Origin of the sequence: Saprospira grandis DSM 2844, assembly GCF_000275825.1 — a bacterium.
GTDB classification, from domain to species: domain Bacteria; phylum Bacteroidota; class Bacteroidia; order Chitinophagales; family Saprospiraceae; genus Saprospira; species Saprospira grandis_A.
Window position 1 is genome coordinate 3,202,162 of sequence record NZ_JH719942.1, and the last position, 22,503, is coordinate 3,224,664.

The following is a 22,503-nucleotide window of genomic DNA, read 5'->3' on the forward strand; positions in this document are numbered from 1 at the left end:
CTTCCCCCTCAGTTCCTTCGGGGTCGGGCTCTGTCGCAGCTCGCTGTTCGCTCGGCCCTTCAGCGCTAAAGCGCTTCGGTCTGGCCCTTCGGGCCACTGCTATCCATCCCTAAGCCTGCGGCCCCTTCGGGGCCTGTAGAACCGTATATTATCCCCCACAAATCAAGCGCCTAGCGCTTTTTTTTATCGCTTAGAGGCTATAGCCTCTTAAATCAAGCTAAAATCTATGCTATCCTACCAGCAGATGACTCGGTTTTTCCTTTTACCACTTTTGGCGATGCTACTGATGCCAGCAGCAGCCTCGGCCCAGGGAAATACCTGTGCCGCTTCAGAGCCCTTTTGTTCTGGATCGGGGGTTACCTTCCCCGCAGGGACCAACCAACCCGCCGCCCCAGCCGGCAATAACTACGGCTGCTTAGGCTCTCAGCCTAACCCCGCCTGGTATTACCTGCAAATTGATCAGCCCGGTAACTTGATTATTGATTTGGTCAATACCAACTCCGTAGATGTGGATTTTATCCTCTATGGACCATTTAATAACTTGGGTGTAGCCCTCGGCCAATGCGGCAACCTCGGCAATGGGGGCGCCGGGAGCGCTATTGAGTCTTGTAGCTACTCCGCTAGCGCCTTTGAAACAGTAACTATTAACAATGCCGCCTCAGGAGATGTCTATATTCTGTTGATTACGAATTTCTCGAATCAATCGACCCAAATTTCGGCAAACCAAACGGGTGGAACAGGATCTACGGACTGTAGTATCCTTTTGCCCTGTGCCCCTGTAGAGTTTAATGACCTTACGGCTAATAGTCCTTATGATTGTACGGGCAGTGCAGTGGCATTAACTGCAGACCCCACTAGCGCATCTCCAGGTAATCTCGGAATTACTCCTGGTTTCTATTTTGATATTATCACCGACGCTTTTTCTGCTACGCAGAATATTTTGCGCGTATATGATGGACCCAATGCAACGGGGAATATCATTGCCTATTGGGGACCTTCTAATACAGGGGGGAACTATCAAGGCCAACTGCCCAATAATAGCCAGTTCCAAACAACTATTGAGTATCTAGATCCAGCTACTTCCTACTCTATGGAGTGGTGTGATTTGGCCAGTAGTGGAACATTTATTAACGAAATCCGCATGTCGGGCTCCAATACAATTATCTCTAATACTACCTTCAATGGTGGGGCCGGATGTACCATTATTAACTTAGGTACGCCTGAAGGCACAGGTATTTTTTCTGGACCAGGAGTGGTCGATAATGGAAATGGTACAGCTAGCTGGGATCCCGCTGTCGCTGGCGGTGGCGTGCACGCTATTCGCTATGATTGGGATAGTGGCGATGGCTGTGTAGGAACCGAACTGCAAACCGTGATCGTCTGCTGCGATACAGGAGCTACGCTAATTACGGCCGCTCCCGATACCGTTTGTAATGGCGACTCTACTTATCTCTCCGCTAATTTACCTGGGGCCATAACAACGCCTTCTGTATTTAGCAATCCGAATAGCGTAGGCCTTAACTTTGGCGGCTATGTTCGCTCGAATATTACGGTGGCTGGCGTTTCGCCCCTAACCCTTACTAGTGGAAGTATCGACTCGGTTTGTGTAGATATTACCAATAACCCTACGTCTAATATTAACTTGACTTTGGTCTCTCCAGCAGGAGATAGTATCGATCTATCTAGCGGTAATGGAGGAATCAACACAGGAGCTTATACCAATGTTTGTTTTTATCCTACAGCAGCAACCCCTGTAACCGCTTACGCGGGACCATTTACGGTAATTCCCGCCGATGCTGACCTTAGTCCAGAAGAACCCTTCTCTAACCTCAACCTAGGAGCAAGTAATGGAACTTGGTCTCTGGCCGTATCGCATAATTCGCTGGGGGCTGCTGGAACAATCAATAACTGGTCTATCCATTTTGCGCCCTCATCGGCTAGCAATACCTACCTCTGGTCTGGACCCAATTTGAGCTGTACGACCTGCGCCAACCCTGCAGCTGGACCAACAGTGAGCTCAGATTATAGTGTGACCTTAACGGATGCTGTGGGCTGTACGTATGTAGACTCTATTCGCATTGAGGTAGGTAGCTCGCTTGCTGCTCCAACCTTAAGCTGTGGAAACACTACTGCTAATGATATTACATTTGATTGGGCCGCAGTGGCTTCGGCTACTGGCTACGAGATAAGCTTAGACTCTGGTCTAACTTGGATCAGCCCAACTGGAACACTTAGCCATACTGTAGGCGGCTTGGCCCCTAGCACTTCGGTGCATATTTATGTGCGCGCTTTAGGCGGTACAGGCATTTGTCCCAACCCTATTGATTCTATTACTTGTACAAGCCTAAGTTGTCCGCTTATTCTTACTGTAAATAACCAAACAGATGCAAGCTGTAACGGCTTTGCAGATGGTAGCGTAGATTTTTCAGTAAGTAATGATATCGGAAGCTTGAGTTTCCAACAAACAGCACCAACTCTAGGCACTGTACAGCTTAGTCCGAGCTTTTCTGGACTAGCCGCCGGTACTTATACTTTTGAAGTAAATGATGCTAGCTTGGCTTGTGGCGTGAGTACTACTGTAACTATCGGAGAGCCTACGGCCCTATCTATCTCTTCAACGGGCCAAGATGTTAGCTGTAATACAGGCAACGATGGGGAAGCAACAACAACTCCACAAGGTGGAACGACTCCCTATAGCTATAGCTGGGATGATGGACTGAACCAAACAACAGCAACAGCAACAAATCTTATTGCTGGAACTTATAATGTAACGATTATAGACGCTAATAGCTGTAGTGTAACGGACCAACTAGTCATTTCTGAACCCACTGCGGTAACCATTACAATGAGTAATACCGACGTTAATTGCTTTGCTGGTTCAGATGGATCTGCTTCTGCTGTAGTTACTGGTGGGGTTGCCCCTTATACCTATCTCTGGAGTGATCTCAATGCTCAGAATACCCCTACTGCCAACAACTTGACGGTAGGAACTTATACAGTTAGTGTTACAGATGCTAATGCTTGTTTGTATACAAACTCTATTGTGGTGAATGAGCCCGCTGCAGCACTTTCTGCTAGCCTCAGTGCAGTAGATGCTGCTTGTTTTGGACAAGCTAGCGGAAGCACCACCGTAACTGTTGCAGATGGTACAGCCCCTTATACTTATCTCTGGAATGATCCCAATGCTCAAACTACAGCTACTGCTAGTAACTTAGCCGCTGCAACTTATACCGTAACGGTAACAGATGACAATGGCTGTCAGCTTATTGATAGTATTGTAGTGAGTAATGGAGTCGTGATTACTTCTACCGCAAGCGCTAATATGGTTTCTTGCCAAGCTGGAACTGATGCTACGGCTACGATTACCCCAGCCAATGGATCTGCACCTTATACTTACCTTTGGGCCGATGGACAAACAACACAAACAGCTACTGGCTTAGCTGCTGGTCTTATTTGTGTGACAGTGACCGATGTAAATGGTTGCTTTCATGATACTTGTATTCAGATTACAGAGCCTACAGCGATCAGTGCCACTTTTACAGCGAATAGCATTAGTTGTTCTTATAATACAGATGGCGAACTTACTGTGAACGCTACTGGCGGAACCGCTGGCTATAGCTATAACTGGTCTAATGGCCAAACAACACAAACAGCTACTGGCTTGTCTGCACAACAGTACTATGTGACGGTTACAGATGCCAATGCTTGTGTTTATATAGATAGCGCTCAGGTGAGCAGCCCTGCTCCTTTACAACTTAGCGTAGCTACAGACTCTGTAAGTTGTCGCTTTGGTAATGACGGACAAGCAACGGCAACAGTGACCGGAGGTACTACTCCTTATGTATATAGTTGGGCGCCTAGTAACAGTGGTTTAGCTATTAACAATAACTTGACGGCTGGCACTTACCGCCTAACGGTAACAGACCTCAATGGCTGTACAATTACAGATAATGCTTTGATTGGAGAGCCTGCTACTGCAGTTCAAGTTAATTTCCTCGGATCAAATGATGCAGGTTGCTTTGGTGAAGAAGATGCTAATATTGATGCCGATGCTCAGGGCGGAACACCCAACTATAGCTATGTTTGGTCCAATGGAGAGCTTACGGAAGATCTTAGTAATGTTGGAGCAGGAACTTATACGCTTACGGCTACAGATAGCCGTGCTTGTTCTGCTAGTAATACAATTACTATTGGCCAACCTGCAGAGATTATTCTTAGCGTTCAACAATACTCGAACTTTAATGGAGCTGCCATCAGCTGCCCCGGGGCTGCAGATGGAGCGGCTCAGGTTACGGCTAGTGGTGGCATTGCGCCTTATACTTATGCCTGGTCTGGCGCCCAAGCCCAAAATGGCACAATTGCTAGCAACTTGGCAGCAGGGACTTATGCCGTAACGGTAACGGATGCTTCTGGCTGTACGGCTATTGATAGCATCAGCTTGGCGGATCCAGTGCCTTTGGATGCGACGATCCAACAAGTGAATGTATTTTGTGCTAATGATTGCGATGGCCAAATTATCGCTACGGCAGTATCTGGAACAGGTACTTTGGGCGTAAATGGCTATGAATACCGGATTTTAGGTCCTGGACAAACAGGCAATGTATTTAGCAGTAATAATAACTTTACGGGGCTCTGTGCAGGGACCTATACGGTAGAGGTCCGAGATGGAAATAACTGTGTATTGCCCATTTCGGTAACAATTACGGAGCCCACGGCCATTCAGTTGAGCCTAAGCGATACAGATGTATCTTGTGCCGGAGGAAGCGATGGAACGGCTAGCGTAAGCGCTAGTGGTGGAACTCCTCCTTATAGCTACAACTGGGACAATGGTATGACGGGAACCACAATTACGGGCCTAATGGCTGGTACTTATGAGGTGACCATCACCGATGCCAATGGTTGCGATATGGTATCTACTACGGAAGTAGAAGAGCCTGCCGCCCTAACGGCTAGCATGAGCGCTAATGCGCCTAGCTGTAACGGAAGTACAGATGGCAATGCTACGGTAAGCGTACAAGGTGGAACAACGCCTTACACTTACTTCTGGTCCGATGGCCAAGGAACGGCTACTGCCGTTGGTCTGTCGGCTGGAACGCATAGTGTGACGGTCACCGATGCCAATGCCTGTCAGCTCGTAGAAAGTATTGTGATTAGCGAGCCTAGCTTGTTGAGCACAACGATTAGCACCAATACAGCGGCCTGTGCTGGAGCGAATAGCGGTAGCGCTACGGCTGTTCCCACAGGAGGAACTACCCCTTATACTTACCTTTGGTCTGATGGACAAACTACGGCTACTGCGATGAACCTAGCGCCAGGCGCTTATTCTGTGGTGGTAGTGGATAGTCAAGGTTGTTCTGTAACAGCACAAGTCTTGCTACAAAACCCCGATCCTGTCGTATTGAGCTTTGTATCGAGCAGTAACCCTAGCTGTAATGGCGATCAAAATGGATCGGCTACAGTAGTCGCTAGCGGAGGAAATGCCCCTTATACTTATCTCTGGCCCAATGGGGAGTCTACAGCGACGGCAACGAGCCTAGGCGCTGGCGTAAATACAGTAACGGCAACGGATGCCAATGGCTGTAGCACGACATTGGATGTCAATATGGTGGAACCTGCGGCCCTAGTGGTCGATACAATTCGGATGACGGCGGTGAACTGTAAGGGAGGCGCCGATGGAACGGCCACGGTCTTCTTGAGTGGAGGAACCTTGCCTTATAGCTTTGCTTGGTCCAATGGAATGACGGGCCAAAGTATCAGCGGTTTGGCCGCAGGGACTTATGTGGTCAGTGTAACGGATGCCAATGGTTGTTTGACTAACAGTCAGATTATTGTGAGTGAACCCGCTAGTGAGCTAGTGGCGACCCTAAATACGGCCGATGCGCTTTGCTTTGGTGGGGCCTCTGGTCAAATTACCGCGATTGTGAGCGGTGGAACGCCAAACAGCAATGGCGACTATACTTATGCTTGGTCGAATGGAGCGAGCAGCGATGTGAACTCGAACTTGACCGTAGGCAGCTATAGCGTGACGATTACAGATGCGAATGGTTGTTCTCTGGTCCGTACGGCAACGGTAAATGAAAGTTCAGGAATCACGAGCCAGATGGTGAATGTAACAGATGCCAGCTGTACAGGCAGCGCAGATGGAAGCGCTCAGGTGACGGCTTCAGGAGGAACAGGCACCTTGAGCTATCAGTGGTCAGATCCTTTGGGTCAGACGACGAATGTAGCGACTGGCCTTTCTGCAGGCACTTATTATGTGAGTGTAACGGACCTGAATGGTTGTACGCAGGTAGATACGGCAGTAGTGGAAGAGGCTTTGGCCTTGAGCGTTACGGTAGCGATTGATGATGTAGATTGCTATGGGGCCTCTACGGGTGCGATTAGCATTACGAACTCGAATGAGCCTTTGCAGGCGAGTTACTGGAGCAATGGTGTTGTGGGCACAAGCATTACGGCCCTAGCTGCTGGCCAATATGGCGTGGTGGTCCAATCGATTAGTGGTTGTGTGGATAGCTTTAGCTATCTAGTGGGTCAGCCTGCGGAACTAGAGTTGAGTTTGAACCAAGTTCGAGCGGTAGATTGCTACAACAATAGTACAGGAGCATTGGGCTCTACGGTAGCTGGTGGAACTTCGCCTTACAATTATCTATGGTCCAATGGGGCGCTAACGCCTAGTTTGGATAGCATAGCGGCAGGCAACTATACCCTTAATGTAGAAGATGCCAATGGATGTAAGGTAGATACGAGCATTAGCTTGGCGAATCCGACGGAAGTAGGTATTGGCAACCTCAGTATTACAGGCGTGGCCTGTGTGGGCGATGCGAACGGAAGCATTCAGTTGGATGGAACGGGCGGATCGACGCTGTTGGGAGGCTATACTTATAGTCTAGATAGCTTGACGTTTCAGGGGGGGAATCTTTTTGTGGGCTTGGAAGCAGGGATTTATCCTTTGTATGTCCAAGATAACAATGGTTGTCTCTTTGATACTTTGGTGACGGTAGAAGCGGCAGATCCCTTCTTTATCACGAGCTTTGGTCCGGCTTTAGATTCGGGCGAAGTGGAGTATGTGCTAGAGTATGGGGATACCTTGACGCTTTTTGCGGATTTGAATGATACGACTGCAGCTAGCTGGTGGTGGAGCGAGATTAACGCTGGCGCATTGCTGGATAGTAGTTTGGAGACTTCATTGACGCCTTATGAGTCGGGGATTTATCAGTTTACGGCCATGAATGCTTCTGGCTGTGTGCAGGATAGCTCGATTGTGGTGAAGATGGAGAAGCCTAGAAATGCAGCTGCACCTACGGCCTTTACGCCGAATAGTGACGGGAATAATGACCGTTTCTTTATTCAGGGTGATGAGAAGGTGGAGCAGGTGTTGGTGTTTAGAGTGTATGACCGCTGGGGCGAGTTGGTGTATGAAGGTGTAGACCTTGATCCTAATGATCCTCAACAGGGTTGGGATGGTAGCTTTAAGGGCAAGCCAATGAATTCTGGGGCTTATGCTTGGTATGCTGAGGTGCTTTATATTGATGGAGAGACGGCAGTGATTAACGGGGCGGTGAATTTGCTTCGTTAGTGCTGAGTTGATGATGTAGTGAAGGGCTGTCGGGTTTTCCCCGACAGCCCTTTTTTTATGGGGATGCGCCCCGGAGGGGGGCATCGTAATGCTGGGCGCTTTGGCCCCCAAGGCCAAAGGAGCCCAGCCCCCAGGCGGGGGCGGCGTAGGGGAGAACTGGGCCTGAAATGGAATATATTGAGGGGCAATGTAGGGGAAGAGTAGGGAGGAAGTGGCCGCCGCCAGCCGCCGGCCGGGCGCGCTTGGCGCGAGCCTGCGAAGCTTGAAGGCGCGAAGCGGCTTGTAGCTGAGCAGTAGGGGAGGATTGGCCTAGGGGCCTGAAGGGGTGGCCGAAGGCCAGACCAAAGCCCGCAGGGCTGCAGGGCCGAGCAGACTTGCGAGCCCCGAAAGGGCCCGGCCGCCGAAGGCGGCAGGCCCCAAAAAAAATGTCCTCCAACTAGTTAGAAACCATTGGAGGACATAATATAGAAGAGCCTAAACCAACTAACTTTGTCGTTGTTGGTGGCGGTAAGTAGAGGGAGCTAAGCCAAAAGTTTCGGCTAATTCGATATTGGGGTAGGCATACTTGAGGCTAATTTTAAAGATAGCCATATGATGGATAGCATGTTCTACATTAAAGGCGATTTCGCGGTGTAGAGAGCTTTGGATGGGGCTTTTTTCCTGTTCCTCTTTAGCGAGGCTATGGTCGACTAATAGTTGGAGGCTTTGTTCTTGGGGTTCTGTTTGTAGCCAAGCGAGAATGCCATCGATCGCAAGGCTAGCGGCTTGGGTAGAGGTTTCGATTTCTGTTTTGCGTTGGCGCAAATCGTAGCAGATGCTACCTTCTGGAGTTTGTTCTTCTAGGCATTGGAAGAACTCGATAATATGGCGGCTATGTTGGCCTACAGAGGCGTTGATGAGGCTATTGGGTTTAGCAAACTGCTCGTCGTTGAGTTGTTCGATAGCGGTTTGTAGGTCTTCTAGGATGTATTGGGCAGTGGTGATAATAGACATAAAATGCAAATTTATGTTTGAGAATTAAATTCGGACCTAAAGGTCGGTTTTTTTTATTACTTATTATAACCGAGCAATAAAAACAACTCCCCTAGGCATTTGGCTCTTCCTAGCTGTAGGCTGCAGAGGCAAAAGAAAGTCAACCTATAGAAGAATGATATAAATAATAGTAATTTTGCTTTTGGTATTACACCTAAATTTTGGATAGTTGCATCTATAAGAGAGAAAGAAAACATCATCTTATGCCAGCAGCTCGTAGTTATTCTGTACATCAAAGCACCAAAACCGTGACCGAAGAGGAACTCATAGAAGGATGTCGTGCGGGGAATCATCTTGCACAAGAGCGGGTTTACCAGCGTTACTCTGCCAAAATGTTTGGTCTGAGTCGGCGTTATGTAAAAACCACTGAAAATGCGGAGGAGGTTTTAGTGCAGGCCTTTTGCAAGGTTTTTAGAAAGATAGACAAGTACTCTGGCAAGGGAAGTTTTGAGGGCTGGATTCGCAGAATTGTGGTGAATGAGGCTTTAATGTTTTTACGTAAAAAGTATCGGTTTAGCGAGCATGTAGAAATTACGGAAGTGCCTGCGAAGGCGGTACAGATTAGCGTAGAGGACGAGCTTTCGGCTAAAGAAATTTTGGCCTTGTTGGAGCAATTGCCTACGGGCTACAGAACGGTGTTTAATCTTTATGTGGTAGAGGGCTATAAGCATCGAGAGATTGCAGAAATGTTGGGGATTAGCATCAATACCTCAAAGTCGCAATTGATTTTGGCCAAGAAAAAGATGCGTACTTTAGTGGAGGCGGCCCGGCAAATCCGGGGCATGAAATAGAATCATCCCATTATTAACATCTTATTATACACACTAAATTATGAGTCGAGAGGATTATATCTCTAAGCTCTTTCGAGAGAATGCCGATAAGCTAGACGAACAGCCTAGCCAGGATCTCTGGTCTCGCATTAGCGGAGAATTGGACCAGCCTGAGGGCAGTAGTACTCAGGAGGACTTGCCCAGGTTTGAGCAAATTTCTCCAAAATCTGCCGCTCGGCCTAGGGGGGCTATACTCAAGTTTGCACCTTATTTTGCAGCAGCATCTATTGTGGCCGCTATCTTACTGGCCAGCCCGCTATTCTTTGAGCAAGAAGCAGCTCCAAAAATGGCCCAAAAGATGGCGAAACCTTCTGACAGAGGGCTATTAGCCGAAGCAATTAAGGAAGAGGCAGAAAGCGAGGCCCTCCCTCTAAATGCCAAAGAGCAGGAGGCTCAATTTGAAGCACAGGAAAAAGAACAGGCCCAGAAGATTTTGCAGGCAGCACAAGAAAAATCAGCTAAGCCTTTGGCCGACAAGGACCTAAATGAACTGACCAAATTAAAAGAGCAGCCTATTGATGAACTCGTTGTGCTAACCCAAGATGCCTCTCCAGAAGAAGAACCCATATTACTGCAGGAACAGGCCGAAGAACAGGCTGATTACCCCCTGCCCAAAATGCGCCCCACTGTTCCAAGAAATTATGCCCAAACTCCAGCTGCCGACCCAAGCCTAGGCCCTCAAATAGAGGCTTTGCAAGAGCAAAATATAGCTAAGGCCGCCCCAAAGCAACTAGAAGAAGAAAATAAAAGAGGCTTGCGCAAAAAACAAGCTAAGGGACGCTCTCGAAAAAAAGCCCAAAAGCATAAAATTCATCCTCGTATTCAGCTCTTTGAATGGCTGCTAGGAGAGTATGAAGACCAAACTCCAGAGGCCGGAACCTCTATCGAACGCTGGCGGTTACTCCACCCCAATGTTATAGAAGGGATTGCCGTCTTGAAAAAAGGAGACGACAAAATATTTGAAGAACGAATGCGCATCTTTTATGATGAAGACCTAAGACAAGTGTTTTTAGACCTTCCCCTAGATGATAGCCGCTTGCCCGCTCGCTATATGCTTAGCCAGTTTGATACCGAACGAATTATCTTTGAACAAAACGATCAGGCGGATTTACCCAATAAAATTATTTTACAGCCCTCTCTACAGGGATATACCCTAATTATTTTGCAGGAAAGAGGTTTCCTGAAAACAAGACAACAACAGTATCTACAACATCGTAACCGACTTTCTAATGTGCGAGCCATCCGAGATTTAAAGTTGAAAGAATAAAATGAAGCCCTGAGGTCATCTCCCTCAGGGCTCTTTTTTGCTACCCGCTTTTTACAAACAATTCAAAATGGGGCTTGGTCCAATCCCCGTTGCCAACCAACCGCTATTATCGCCTTTTTAACCTGATGGGGCAAGAGCTTCCTCTTTCCTACGAACTCATTGAAGAGGGGGCAAAGGGCAATCGCTATCGCCTAAATCTCCAATCCTTAGCCGCAGGCCAATATTTTTTACAAACACCCTACGCCACCCAAAAGCTGATTAAACAGTAGGTTTTGGGGCCTGCCGCCTTCGGCGGCCGGGCCCTTGCAGGGCTCGCAGGCCTGCTCGGCCCTGCGGGCTCATTTTATTTCGCCCTTGGTCTGCCGCTTCGCGGCACCCTTTCAGGCCCCTAGGCCAATCCGCCCAACTGCTCAGCTACAAGCCGCTTCGCGCCTTCAAGCTTCGCAGGCTCGCGCCAAGCGCGCCCGGCCGGCGGCTGGCGGTAGCCTCTCCCTCCCCACTCTTCACCTATATTAGCCCTCAATATATTTCATTTCAAGCCAGATCCCCCCAGATCCACCGCCCCCGCCTGGGGGCGGGGCTCCTTTGGCCCTAACAGGCCAAAGCGCCCCACATAGCATTCGCCCCTCCGGGGCTCATCCCTTAAAAACAAAAAATGCTGCCCCTTATCCATAAAGGGCAGCATTTACTATATATACAGTATAAGGTCTAATGACCATTCTTTAGGGCCGAATCTCGAAGGCGTTGCAAGAAAGGCGAAGCAAAAATAAAGTCCTGCAAGAGTTCATTATCGCTGTTCATAACCTCGCCGCAATTGCCCACCCAGGCCAACTCGCCAAAATAGAGGAGGTTGATCTTATCGCCAATCTCCATAACCGAGTTCATATCGTGGGTGTTAATCACCGTAGTCATTTGGTTTTCTACCGTAATCTGATGAATCAGTTCATCAATGCGCATAGAAGTAGTGGGATCTAGGCCCGAGTTAGGCTCATCACAAAAGAGATACTTGGGCTTAAGGATAATGGCCCGGGCAATCCCTACCCGTTTTTGCATCCCCCCACTAATCTCTGAGGGATACTTATTGTTGGCCCCGCCTAGTTCTACCCTTTCTAGGGTCTCATCTACTCGGATACTTTTTTCCTTGGCCGTCAATCGGGTAAACATATCTAAGGGGAAACGGACATTTTGCTCCACCGTCATAGAGTCAAAAAGGGCCGAGCCCTGAAAAAGCATCCCCATTTCGGTCCGAATGGCTTTACGTTGTTTATTGCTCAGCTGAGTAAAGTTGGTATTGCCATACCAAATATGGCCAGAAGTAGGTTGCAAGAGCCCCACCAATATTTTGAGCATTACGGTTTTACCCGCCCCACTTTTTCCAATAATGAGGTTGGTTTTGCCCTCTTCAAAAACGGTAGTAATCCCTTTGAGGACTTCTTGCTGACCAAACTGTTTCTTAATATTTTCTACGCGAATCATAGCGGAATTGGACTAATGGTAAAGAGGAAAATCTGGGGGGCCGAAGCCGAAAAGCCCAGCGCAAAGACGATGGATGAGCGGCCTAGCGCTGTGAAGGGGTGGCCCAAAGGGCCAGACCAAAGGCAGGCTTTGCCTGCCTGCAGGGCCGAGCAGACTTGCGAGCCCCGACAACCTAGCGCCGCAGCGCCTTTAGGCGCTGCGGAGGCCCCAAAAAATAAAAAAAGAAGGAGCTAGATGCATTAGGTCATCAAAAGGGCAATGACATAATCGGCCAATAAAATCATGATATTGCTAATGACTACCGCCGAGGTGCTCGCCTTGCCCAACTCAATGCTGCCGCCCTTAACGAAATAGCCTTGGTAGCAAGAGATAGAAGTAAGCAAAAAGGCAAAGACAAAGGCCTTGACCTCCATCATGAAGACATTGTAAGGAATAAAGAAAGAGCGAAGCCCCTGCATGAAGTCGGCAACAGTGACCAATTTGCCAATAACGCAGGCCAAATAGCCCCCCATCATGCCCATAAAAGCGGAAAGAATGACCAACATCGGGATGACCACAATGGCCGCAATGATTTTTGGCGCAATCAAATAAGCCGCCGTATCAACGCCCATCACTTCTAAGGCATCAATTTGCTCCTTTTGGCGCATCCCGCCAATTTCAGCGGCAATATTGGACCCCACTTTACCGGCCAAAGCCAAACAAGAAAAAGTAGGCGCCAACTCAATAATCATAATATCGCGAACGATATAGCCCACATAATAGGGCGGAATAGAAGAGGCCTGCAACTGATAGGCAAATTGAACGGCTGTAACTGCCCCAATAAAAATAGAGACCAGCCCTACAATGACGAGCGAGCCCACACCGATATCATTCATCTGCCGAGCGGTGGCTTTCCAGTACATAGAAAACCGTTCGGGCTTGCCAAACATACTCTTCATGAGCATGAAATAGCGACCAAGATGGTAAAACATATTGCGTAATAATTTTTAGCAAAGCTACTATTATTTTTTGTCGTCTAGTCCGCTTTTGCCCTTTTTTTGTCCTTAGAGCTCCTTAATGAGCTGTTTGTAATGCTGTATAATGATCTGTTCATCAAAATGTTCTAGGGCCATTTCTCGACCCTTGGCGCCCATCTTTTCTAAAGCCGCTTGGGGCAGTTTGTACATCTTTAGCATGGCCTTGGCCAAGGCATTGGCATCTTTGGCGGGCACCATAAAGCCATTTTGGCCCTCTTCTACGGTTTCTCTGCAGCCCGCTACCTCGGTGGTGAGGACGGCCTTGCCCATGGCTAGGGCCTCGAGCATGACTCGGGGCAGACCTTCTCGGTAGGAGGGGAGGACCACCACATCGGCCCGCCCAATAAAGTCTTTGACCTTATCGGAGCGGCCAAAATATTGCAAATTGCCCAAGGCCTGGGCCTGCGCCAAGGTCTCGGCAGAAATACAGGCGGGATTATCCCGGTCCATAGCCCCCACTACCCAAATTTGTGCCTCGGCCTGGGCCTGCTGCAACTGCCGAGCGGCCTCCAACAACTCATTGACCCCCTTGTCCTTGAGCAAACGCCCCACAAACAAAAAAGTAAAGACCGCAGGTTCTTCCCGCCCCGCTACTGGGGCAAAAACTTGGGTGTTGATGCCCGAACCCGGAATAAGCAAGCTCTTTTCTTGGGCCACTAAGCCCCGATCAATAAAAAGCTGCCGATCATCGCGGTTCTGAAAAGCTACCCAACTGGCCCTTTTAAAGGCATACTTATATAATCGTTGGGCCAATTTGCTGACCATATTGTCATGCAAAAAGGTATAGCCCAAACCCGTTACGGTACAAATGCTCGGAATGCCTGCCCATTTTGCCGCCAAAGCCCCGTATATATTGGGCTTGATGGTATAGAGCAACACCAAATCAAGCCGCTCCTGCTTAAATACTTTGTAGAGTTCTCGACAGAGCTTCATCTCTCTTAAAGGGTTGCTGCCCTTGCGCTCTAATTGATTTAAAGCCAGAAAACGAGCTCCTAAGGCCTCTATCTGAGGGACATATTCATCGGCTGGGGCAATAGCCACCACCTCATGCCCATCGGCAATCAATTGCTTGATGAGCCCCAAACGAAAGTTTACAATGTTCCAGGCCGTATTGAGGACGATCCCTATTTTTTTTGCATTTGCCTGCTTCGCCATGCTTTTTTACTTAAATTTGTCTGTCCAGAAAACTGGACGCAAAGTACAGACTTTCTATTACTTTTCTCGAATTTTATTAAGGCTTTAGCCAAATGCCCTTACCCACCGCCTGCCTAGGATTAGTCCCTATTCTGACTACTATCGACTTTTTGCTGCTGCCTTTCTTTATCCTGATCTACACGGGAATATTCTGGGCATTCCGAAATTGGCGATACAAAGACCCTATCGTCCGCCGATACTTTTTACCCGCACTTTGGTTCCGCCTTGCAGGGGCCTTCCTAACGGCCCTGATGTATCAGTATTATTATGGCTATGGCGATACTTTTTATTATTATCAAGGGGTGGTCGATATCTTTAATGCCTTTTTTAGATCGCCTATTACGGGCCTAGAAATGATTGTCTCGAACTATGATAATTATTCGGGAGAAGCCAAAGATGCCCTGACCTACCATTTGCTTTTTCGCCAAAATTCTGCCGCAGCAGTCATCCGTACAGGCGGCTTTTTTAGCCTCTTTAGTTTTGGTTCTTTTATCGGCACCTCTTTCGGCATCACTACTCTAGCCTTTTTGGGCAATTGGATGCTCTACCGAGTCTTTACCGATATCTATCCCAAGCTACACCTTCCCCTAGCTATTGCCGTGCTTTATGTGCCCTCGCTCTGCTTTTGGGGAACGGGCGTAATGAAGGACCCCCTCTCTCTAGCGGGCCTAGGGATGTTTGTTTATGGGCTCTATTTTTTAGTCTATAAACGAAGCCGAGGCTATATTTTACCCATTTTTGCCCTGATTATTGGCCTGTATTATGCCGCCGTGATTAAGGCTTATATTGCCCTGGCCCTGATGCCCGCCTCTCTAGTCTGGATTACCCTTTTATATAAGGATAAGATCGAAAATAAGACGCTTCGGATGCTGATGGGGCCCATTCTCCTTGTTTTTGGAACCGCCTTTGGCGCCATAGCTCTCATGCAATTGGGCAAGATATCAGAAAAATTTGCCCTAGAAAATATGATGGTCGAGGTGGCCCGTACCCAATGGTGGCTGTCCGTCAGTACCGAGCGCGACGGAGGAACGGGCTATAGCCTGGGTATGATAGAACCAACCCTAATGGGCATGCTCAAAACCTTTCCCGCCGCCGTCAATGTGAGCCTCTTCCGGCCCTACCCCTGGGAGGCCCGAAAAGTCATTGTGCTCCCCTCTGCCGCCGAGGCCCTTTTTACGCTCTTTTTTACCCTCTATGTCTTCTTCCGTGTAGGGGTACTCAACACCCTAAAGGCCCTATTCAAAGACCCTACGGTCCTGTTTTGCCTCATCTTTGCCATCATTTTTGCCTTTGCAGTGGGCTTTACCTCCATGAACTTTGGCGCCCTGGCCCGCTACAAAATTCCCGCCCTGCCTTTCTACTTTTCGGCCCTCGTTATCCTGCTCTCCTATAAAAAGAAATAGAGCATTCTCAACTAACTCAAACTTCTTGAGTATCTTTGTGGTTAATTTGGGGCCTGCCGCCTGCGGCGGCCGCTCCCTTGCAGGGCTCGCAGGTCTGCTCGGCCCTTCAGCGCTGCGCGCTTCGGTCTGGCCTTCGGCCACCCTTACAGGCAGCTAGGCCTGCGGCGGCTTCGCCGCCTGTAGGACGCCAAAAGGAGCCCGCCCAAACTAAAAGAAGAAACTAACTTATGATTTTTGATACTTATGATGTCGTTGTTGTTGGTGCCGGCCATGCAGGCTGCGAAGCCGCTGTAGCTGCCGCCAACCTAGGGGCCAAAGTCATGTTGGCCACCATGAATATGGAAACCATCGCCAAAATGTCTTGTAATCCCGCTATGGGAGGAGTAGCCAAAGGGCAAATCGTTCGAGAAATCGACGCCCTCAACGGCTATTCAGGCATTGTGACGGACCATACTATGATCCAGTTCCGCCTACTCAACCGATCAAAAGGACCCGCCATGTGGAGCCCCCGCGCCCAAAGCGATCGTATGCGCTTTGCCGAAAAATGGCGGCTGATGCTAGAAGCACATCCCAATATCGACTTCTGGCAGGAAATGGTCACCGGAATTGTCGTTAAGGATAAAAAAGCAGTGGGTATCCGCACTTCTTTGGGCCTAGAAATTCCCGCCAAAACCGTTATCCTCACTAATGGGACCTTCCTCAACGGGCTTATCCATATCGGAGAAAAGCAAATGGGCGGTGGCCGTGCTGGCGAAAGAGCCGCTAAGGGCATTACCGAGCAATTGGTCGGGCTTGGCTTTGAGGCCAGCCGCATGAAAACGGGTACCCCGCCCCGCATTGATGCGCGTAGCATCAATTGGTCGGCCCTAGAGGTTCAAGAAGGCGACCAACCCGCAGGGAAATTCTCTTATACCGATACGCCAGAGCTCAAAGAACAACGCCCCTGTCATATTGGCTACACCAATAAGAAGGTCCATGAATGCCTCAAAGAAGGCTTTAGCCGCTCGCCTATGTTCAATGGGCGGATTCAGGGCCTAGGCCCCCGCTATTGCCCCTCTATTGAGGACAAAATTGACCGCTTCTCAGAAAGAGATCGACATCAGCTCTTTGTAGAGCCCGAAGGCTGGAACACCGCCGAGATTTACCTCAATGGCTTTTCTAGCTCTTTGCCCGAAGATGTACAGTTTAAGGCTATGCGCCTCATCCCCGGTTTTGAGCAGGCCAAGATGTTCCGTCCTGGCTATGCTATCGAATATGATTTCTTCCAGCCTACGCAGCTAAAGCAAACCCTAGAAACTCGTCTAGTGGATGGGCTTTACTTTGCGGGCCAAATTAACGGTACCACGGGTTATGAGGAGGCCGCTTGTCAGGGCCTAATGGCCGGGATCAACGCCATCCGAAAGGTCCGTGAAGAAGAGCCTTTTGTCCTCAAACGCTCAGATGCCTACATTGGCGTTTTGATTGATGATTTGATTAACAAAGGGACCAACGAACCTTATCGGATGTTTACTTCTCGGGCCGAATACCGCATCTTGCTTCGCCAAGATAATGCAGATATTCGCCTTACGCCCATAGCCCAAGCCTTGGGTATGGATGTAGAAGAGCGGATGCAAAGAGTTCGAGCCAAAGAAGCTGCCGAGCGAGACATAAGTAAATTTATGAAAAGCTATAGTGTGCGTCCAGAGGCCATCAATGGCTATTTGGGTAGCTTGGGCTCTGCTCCTTTGCGCCAGCCCGTTAAGCTCATGAAGGTCTTGCTCCGCCCCAAAGTCAATGCAGAGGCCTTGGCCGAGCATTTGCCAGAGCTCAAGGCCGTTTTGGACCAATATCCCAAGGAATTTGTGGAGTATAGTGAGATTAAGGCCAAATATGCGGGTTACATTAAGAAAGAAGAAGAACAGGTAGGAAAAATGAACCGCCTAGAGTCGGTTCGTCTGCCCGAAAACTTTAATTATCATGCGATTCAGGGCCTATCGGCAGAAGGGCAAGAGAAACTAAGCCAGATTCGTCCGGGCAGCATTGGTCAAGCCAGCCGCATTAGTGGGGTTTCGGCTAGTGATATCTCTATTCTTTTGGTGTATATGGGCCGATAAAAGATTATCTATGTCTGAGCATCATCATCATGGCGGTTGTGGCCATGGGCACCATCATCATCATCATCACCATGGGGATAGTGAAAACATGGGCCGTGCATTTCTGATTAACTTCAGTTTTGCCATTTTGGAGCTATTTGGTGGTTTTTGGACCAATAGCGTCGCTATTTTATCCGATGCTTTGCACGACTTTGGCGATAGTCTAGCGCTAGGCATTGCTTGGGGGCTAGAGCGCTATGCCGATAAGGGGCGAACCAAGAAGTATAGCTTTGGCCACAAACGCTATTCTGTTTTAGGGGCCTTGATTACGGCTTCTATTTTGGTTTTGGGTTCTTTGGGTATTCTTTGGGCCGCTATTGCTCGCTTTATGGCCCCAGAACCTAGCAACGGTTTGGGCATGTTGGGCTTTGCCATTTTGGGCATGCTCGTTAATGGTTGGGCCGTCTTTAGTCTAAAGGGGAGTGATTCGCTAAATGCCAAAGCTGTTCGTCTTCACCTCTTAGAGGATGTGATGGGCTGGCTGATTGTATTTATAGGCTCTTTGGGGATTTACTTTTTTGAGTGGTATTGGCTAGATCCGCTGATGTCTATTGTTTTGGCCCTTTATATCTTATATAATGTATCCAAGACTTTGGGCCAAACCTTTGAGATTTTCCTGCAAGCCACCCCGGCCAATATCGATACAGATGAAATCAAGGCCTTTTTATTGGCCGAGCCTGCCATTTTGGACCTACATGATTTGCATTTATGGACCATGGACGGGCAGTCGCATATTTTTTCGGTGCATTTGGTGGTAGACAAAGCTCATCAGCAGCTGGCGGACCTTCTGCCCATAAAGGCCAAACTAGAAGCGGGTCTAAAAGAAAAGGGCCTCTCTCATGTAACTCTTGCCTTTGAGCTAGAGGGGAGCCCTTGTAGCCTGGCCGACTGTTGATGGCCATTTCTACAGCTGAGCCCCGAAGGGGCGAAGGCCACTAGCGGCTGCAAGCCGCCAGGCCTAGCGCTGTGGAGCAGTGCGGCGCAGCCGCAGACCCAGGCCGTCAGGCCGCAGGGCCGAGCAGACCTGCGAGCTGCGAAACATAGCGCAGCAGCTTGCTGCTGAGGCCCCAAAATAATTATAGAACAAACAGCAAAATAGCGAAAAATGAAAACGGAACAGCATCAGAAAGTCAATACCTTATTTAATAGCTGGGCGGGCACCGAAAGAGGCGAGCGCATGGCCTTGGGGCACGACCCCTTATTGCAGCCCTTAAAAACCGACTGGAACTGGGGGGAAGTAGAGGCTGTTTTGGACCTCGGTTGCGGTAATGGTCGGGCTTTGTCTTTGGTGCAGCATTGGGGCGCCAAGGCCTTGGCTGGATTAGATGTATCGGACAAAATGATTGCCGAGGCCAAAAAAAATGTACCCACAGCCGACTTGCAAGTAGGTAGCATAGAGGCTTTGCCTTGGGCCGATAATTGCTTTAGTCATGTCCTTTCGGTAGAAGCCTTATATTATTTGGAGGATCCCCATCAGGGATTGGCTGAAATCCGCAGAGTCTTGAAAGCGGAGGGGCGTTTGGCCATCATGATTGAGTTTTTTGCTGAGAATGAAGCTTCTCATGTTTGGGCCAAGAACCTACCGACCGCCATGGTCATTTGGTCGGAAGCAGAATGGCTAGCGGCTTTGAAAAAAGTGGGCTTCCCCAATGCCAAAGCCAGCCGAATTCGGAGAACGACAGTAAAGAGCGAGGAAGAATTTCAACCCTCGCCTTCCTTCCCTTCTTATGCGCAATATCTGGCCTATGTAGAGGCGGGCGCGCTTTATCTACAAGCTTAATGAGCTGCCTAAAAGGCCCTTAGTACATCTTACTAAGGGCCTTTTTTGAGGATTTTAGCGAGCATTGGTTTAAGACCAATTCTAAAGGTAGCCTTAGATTTTTTGCTCTGCTCTTTTAGCCTTATTTTTGTATTGAATAGTGAAATAGATAGGTCATCTTTGTCAGCTAAAAGCTTAGGTAGTTGGCTTATCTTTGTACTAGAAAATCACCGATGATATGAAAATAATGAGCTTTACTGCCATCATATTGAGCAGTCTATTTTTCTTTCTCCCCAAGGCTGAAGAAATACAGCCCCTTCCTTTAACGTCTGCTTTGCCTAGCGATGCGGTAGAATTGGGGGAGCGTTTATTCTTTGACAGCATTTTGTCATTGGACCAAACCATTAGTTGTGCCTCTTGTCATTTGCCAGAATACGCCTTTGCCGATACCTCGGCTTTAAGTAAGGGCGTTGGTGGAGCTTTAGGCGATCGGAACACCCCTTCGTCCATGAACATGCTATCTCGAGATGTCTTTTTCTGGGATGGGCGAGCGGCAACTTTGGCCGAGCAGGCGCTTGGGCCCATAGAGAACCCTGTAGAGATGAATCTGCCCATAGACTCCGCCATTGCGCGTTTAATGGCAGATGAATATTATTCGGCTGCTTTTGCGGCACTTTATCCAGAAGAAGGATTGACCAAAGAGAACTTGGGCTTGGCGATTGCGGCTTATGAAGAAAGCTTAGAGACGGGTTCTGCCTACGACCAATTTGCGGATGGGGACAGCTCGGCGATTTCGGCATCTGCTATGCGAGGCATAGAGATCTTTAATGTAAAGGGAAAGTGCTTTGACTGCCATTTTGGTCCAGACATGACGGGGGATGAGTTTAAGAATATTGGGACCTACAATGGGCAGGCATTTAATGATGTGGGTCGTTTTTCGGAGACCAAAGACAGCAATGATTTGGGTAAATTTAAGGTGCCAGGTTTGCGCAATGTTGCCGTGACGGCTCCCTATATGCATGATGGAAGCTTTAAGAGCTTGCGAGAAGTGATAGAGTATTACAATACGCCCAATGCTTTTCGTCCGCACGCTATTGGTCGAGACACCTTATTGAGAGCGCCTTTGGGCCTAACGGAGCAAGAAATAGATGATTTAGAAGCCTTTATGCGCAGTTTGACTGCCCCTCAATTTGAGCATCTTTTAGCTAGAAAAGAGGAGTAGGAGCTGCGGTTTCTAGAAGAGCATAAAAAAAGGGCCAAGCAATTGCTTGGCCCTTTTTGGTTTAGCGGAGGTCGCTTAATTATTCTCCTTGAGAGAGCGAGTAAGCGCGCTCACCATCAAAGTTGTAGAGGTTTTCTGTTTTCACTACATCAAAACCTTCGGCATGTAGGCGTTGGAGGAGGCCCAAAACGCTTTCGTAGCTAGCGGCACCCTCTTGGCTGATGAAGCGGCAAGGCCAGTGGTCGGTACAGAAAGTTTCTGGGCGACCGTTGGGGTAGACCTTTTGGCCGCGGTTGGTCACGGCTTTGAGGCGGAGACCATTTTGGGCTAAGGCTTCGAGTTTTTGGCCCAAAACATTGGGGTTGCGCTCGCCGTTTTCGCCGGCCCACTCCAAAAATACATCGATACCTACCAATTCTTTATTTACACGGCTCACTTTGGGGCGCTTAGCCTGAACGGCTTTGGCATTGGGGTCATAGCTCACCTCTTTGAGTTGGCTAGGGATACGGCCAAGGCGCTCAATCACGGCATTGGCAAAGGCTTGGGTGCCTACTTTTTGCTTACTGCTGCCCTCGGTATAAATATCGCCAGTATGGATTCCATCTTCTAGGGTGACCATAAGGGCGTTTTGGATTTTTGCGGCTACTTCAGCTTGGCCAAGGTGGACCAACATCATGCAAGCGCCATTGAGCAAACCAGAGGGGTTAGCAATGTCTTTGCCTGCAATATCGGGAGCAGAACCGTGGATGGCCTCAAACATGGCAAAAGTTTCGCCTACATTAGAAGAACCGCCAAGTCCAACAGAACCTGCTACCTGAGCAGTAATATCAGAAATGATATCGCCATAGAGGTTCAGGGTAACCACCACATCAAAACGTTCGGGCTGGTCGGCCAAAAGGGCAGATCCAATATCAATGATCCAGTGTTCGGCTTCGATTTCGGGATATTCCTTGGCCACTTCATTAAAGATTTGGTGGAACATACCGTCGCTCATCTTCATGATGTTATCCTTAGACATACAAGTTACTTTCTTGCGGCCATTGGCTTTGGCATACTCAAAAGCGTAGCGGATGATGGCCTCACTACCGGGGCGAGACAGCAACTTAAGGCATTGGAAGACCTCAGAAGTTTGGCGGTGCTCAATACCTGCATAAAGATCCTCTTCATTTTCGCGGACCACCACAACGTCCATTGTCGGGAAGTGGCTGTGCACATAAGGCGTATAGGCCTTTACGGGGCGCACATTGGCAAAGAGGCCCAAGGTTTTGCGAATGGTTACGTTTAGGCTTTTGTAGCCCCCTCCTTGAGGGGTGGTAATGGGGCTTTTGAGGAAAACGCCAGTCTCGCGGAAAGTATCCCAAGCAGAGGGATCAATGCCAGATTCTTGGCCAGAGAGATAAACCTCTTTACCAATTTTGACGGTTTCATATTCCAATTCAGCACCAGCTGCTTTCATGATTTTGAGTACGGCCTCCATAATTTCCGGTCCAATACCGTCTCCGTAAGCCACTGCGATCTTTTTCATGCAGGTTTTTCTTATTTTTGTGTGAAGTAATTATCCAATAGTAAATTGGGTTATCTTGCTCTATATATAGA

Annotated in this window: 14 protein-coding genes; 9 read left to right on the top strand and 5 right to left on the bottom strand. The window is 48.7% G+C overall.

Translation table 11 applies throughout. The features are described 5' to 3' along the window. Positions 1-226: 226 nt before the first annotated feature. Complete coding sequence (locus SAPGRDRAFT_RS14500; protein ID WP_002660000.1) at positions 227-7,576, top strand: gliding motility-associated C-terminal domain-containing protein; 7,350 nt, start codon at positions 227-229, stop codon at positions 7,574-7,576. 483 nt (positions 7,577-8,059) lie between these two features. Here the strand turns inward: SAPGRDRAFT_RS14500 and SAPGRDRAFT_RS14510 are convergent, their stop codons facing one another. Beyond that, the gene (locus SAPGRDRAFT_RS14510) at positions 8,060-8,569 is read right to left on the bottom strand and encodes a hypothetical protein (RefSeq protein WP_002660001.1); all 510 of its coding nucleotides are present in this window, start codon (positions 8,567-8,569) and stop codon (positions 8,060-8,062) included. A 242-nt stretch (positions 8,570-8,811) separates the two neighbouring features. Between SAPGRDRAFT_RS14510 and SAPGRDRAFT_RS14515 the strand changes: the two genes are divergently transcribed. From SAPGRDRAFT_RS14515 to SAPGRDRAFT_RS14525, 3 genes are all read left to right on the top strand, one after another. Further along, on the top strand, positions 8,812-9,399 hold the full coding sequence (locus tag SAPGRDRAFT_RS14515) for an RNA polymerase sigma factor (protein WP_002660002.1): 588 nt from the start codon (positions 8,812-8,814) through the stop codon (positions 9,397-9,399). Between the two features lie 40 nt (positions 9,400-9,439). Then, positions 9,440-10,705: a hypothetical protein gene (locus SAPGRDRAFT_RS14520; RefSeq protein ID WP_002660003.1), complete on the top strand. Its 1,266-nt coding sequence runs from the start codon at positions 9,440-9,442 to the stop codon at positions 10,703-10,705. A 74-nt stretch (positions 10,706-10,779) separates the two neighbouring features. Next, a complete protein-coding gene (locus SAPGRDRAFT_RS14525; protein ID WP_156001942.1) occupies positions 10,780-10,974 on the top strand; it encodes a hypothetical protein in 195 nt (64 codons plus the stop codon). Positions 10,975-11,413: 439 nt separating this feature from the next. On the opposite strand, the gene SAPGRDRAFT_RS14530 is transcribed toward SAPGRDRAFT_RS14525, so the two are convergent. The 3 genes from SAPGRDRAFT_RS14530 to SAPGRDRAFT_RS14545 form a co-directional block, all read right to left on the bottom strand. Continuing rightward, positions 11,414-12,181, bottom strand: a complete 768-nt coding sequence (locus tag SAPGRDRAFT_RS14530; RefSeq protein ID WP_002660005.1) for an ABC transporter ATP-binding protein — start codon at positions 12,179-12,181, stop codon at positions 11,414-11,416. A gap of 239 nt (positions 12,182-12,420) precedes the next feature. Further along, positions 12,421-13,152, bottom strand: a complete 732-nt coding sequence (locus SAPGRDRAFT_RS14540; RefSeq protein WP_002660006.1) for an MlaE family ABC transporter permease — start codon at positions 13,150-13,152, stop codon at positions 12,421-12,423. Positions 13,153-13,224: 72 nt separating this feature from the next. Further along, the gene (locus SAPGRDRAFT_RS14545; protein WP_002660007.1) at positions 13,225-14,352 is read right to left on the bottom strand and encodes a glycosyltransferase family 4 protein; all 1,128 of its coding nucleotides are present in this window, start codon (positions 14,350-14,352) and stop codon (positions 13,225-13,227) included. Positions 14,353-14,444: 92 nt separating this feature from the next. Here SAPGRDRAFT_RS14545 and SAPGRDRAFT_RS14550 point away from each other — a divergent pair, with 92 nt between their 5' ends. The 5 genes from SAPGRDRAFT_RS14550 to SAPGRDRAFT_RS14575 all read left to right on the top strand — a co-directional run bounded on the left by SAPGRDRAFT_RS14550 (position 14,445) and on the right by SAPGRDRAFT_RS14575 (position 20,907). Beyond that, entirely contained in the window at positions 14,445-15,794 is a 1,350-nt protein-coding gene (locus SAPGRDRAFT_RS14550; RefSeq protein WP_002660008.1) for a hypothetical protein, read from the top strand. Between the two features lie 227 nt (positions 15,795-16,021). Then, complete coding sequence (mnmG, locus tag SAPGRDRAFT_RS14560; RefSeq protein ID WP_002660009.1) at positions 16,022-17,887, top strand: tRNA uridine-5-carboxymethylaminomethyl(34) synthesis enzyme MnmG; 1,866 nt, start codon at positions 16,022-16,024, stop codon at positions 17,885-17,887. A gap of 10 nt (positions 17,888-17,897) precedes the next feature. Continuing rightward, the gene (locus tag SAPGRDRAFT_RS14565) at positions 17,898-18,821 is read left to right on the top strand and encodes a cation diffusion facilitator family transporter (RefSeq protein WP_002660010.1); all 924 of its coding nucleotides are present in this window, start codon (positions 17,898-17,900) and stop codon (positions 18,819-18,821) included. 210 nt (positions 18,822-19,031) lie between these two features. Next, positions 19,032-19,706: a class I SAM-dependent methyltransferase gene (locus SAPGRDRAFT_RS14570; RefSeq protein ID WP_002660011.1), complete on the top strand. Its 675-nt coding sequence runs from the start codon at positions 19,032-19,034 to the stop codon at positions 19,704-19,706. Positions 19,707-19,923: 217 nt separating this feature from the next. Next, positions 19,924-20,907, top strand: a complete 984-nt coding sequence (locus SAPGRDRAFT_RS14575; RefSeq protein WP_002660012.1) for a cytochrome-c peroxidase — start codon at positions 19,924-19,926, stop codon at positions 20,905-20,907. A gap of 79 nt (positions 20,908-20,986) precedes the next feature. Here the strand turns inward: SAPGRDRAFT_RS14575 and SAPGRDRAFT_RS14580 are convergent, their stop codons facing one another. Then, a complete protein-coding gene (locus SAPGRDRAFT_RS14580) occupies positions 20,987-22,432 on the bottom strand; it encodes an NADP-dependent isocitrate dehydrogenase (protein ID WP_002660013.1) in 1,446 nt (481 codons plus the stop codon). Positions 22,433-22,503 lie beyond the last annotated feature (71 nt).

Excerpts from the sequence above, each read along its gene's own strand:
- SAPGRDRAFT_RS14500 (WP_002660000.1), top strand. The coding sequence starts at position 227 with ATGCTATCCTACCAGCAGATGACTCGGTTTTTCCTTTTACCACTTTTG.
- SAPGRDRAFT_RS14510 (WP_002660001.1), bottom strand. The coding sequence starts at position 8,569 with ATGTCTATTATCACCACTGCCCAATACATCCTAGAAGACCTACAAACC.
- SAPGRDRAFT_RS14515 (WP_002660002.1), top strand. The coding sequence starts at position 8,812 with ATGCCAGCAGCTCGTAGTTATTCTGTACATCAAAGCACCAAAACCGTG.
- SAPGRDRAFT_RS14520 (WP_002660003.1), top strand. The coding sequence starts at position 9,440 with ATGAGTCGAGAGGATTATATCTCTAAGCTCTTTCGAGAGAATGCCGAT.
- SAPGRDRAFT_RS14530 (WP_002660005.1), bottom strand. The coding sequence starts at position 12,181 with ATGATTCGCGTAGAAAATATTAAGAAACAGTTTGGTCAGCAAGAAGTC.
- SAPGRDRAFT_RS14540 (WP_002660006.1), bottom strand. The coding sequence starts at position 13,152 with ATGTTTTACCATCTTGGTCGCTATTTCATGCTCATGAAGAGTATGTTT.
- SAPGRDRAFT_RS14545 (WP_002660007.1), bottom strand. The coding sequence starts at position 14,352 with ATGGCGAAGCAGGCAAATGCAAAAAAAATAGGGATCGTCCTCAATACG.
- SAPGRDRAFT_RS14550 (WP_002660008.1), top strand. The coding sequence starts at position 14,445 with ATGCCCTTACCCACCGCCTGCCTAGGATTAGTCCCTATTCTGACTACT.
- mnmG (WP_002660009.1), top strand. The coding sequence starts at position 16,022 with ATGATTTTTGATACTTATGATGTCGTTGTTGTTGGTGCCGGCCATGCA.
- SAPGRDRAFT_RS14565 (WP_002660010.1), top strand. The coding sequence starts at position 17,898 with ATGTCTGAGCATCATCATCATGGCGGTTGTGGCCATGGGCACCATCAT.
- SAPGRDRAFT_RS14570 (WP_002660011.1), top strand. The coding sequence starts at position 19,032 with ATGAAAACGGAACAGCATCAGAAAGTCAATACCTTATTTAATAGCTGG.
- SAPGRDRAFT_RS14575 (WP_002660012.1), top strand. The coding sequence starts at position 19,924 with ATGAAAATAATGAGCTTTACTGCCATCATATTGAGCAGTCTATTTTTC.
- SAPGRDRAFT_RS14580 (WP_002660013.1), bottom strand. The coding sequence starts at position 22,432 with ATGAAAAAGATCGCAGTGGCTTACGGAGACGGTATTGGACCGGAAATT.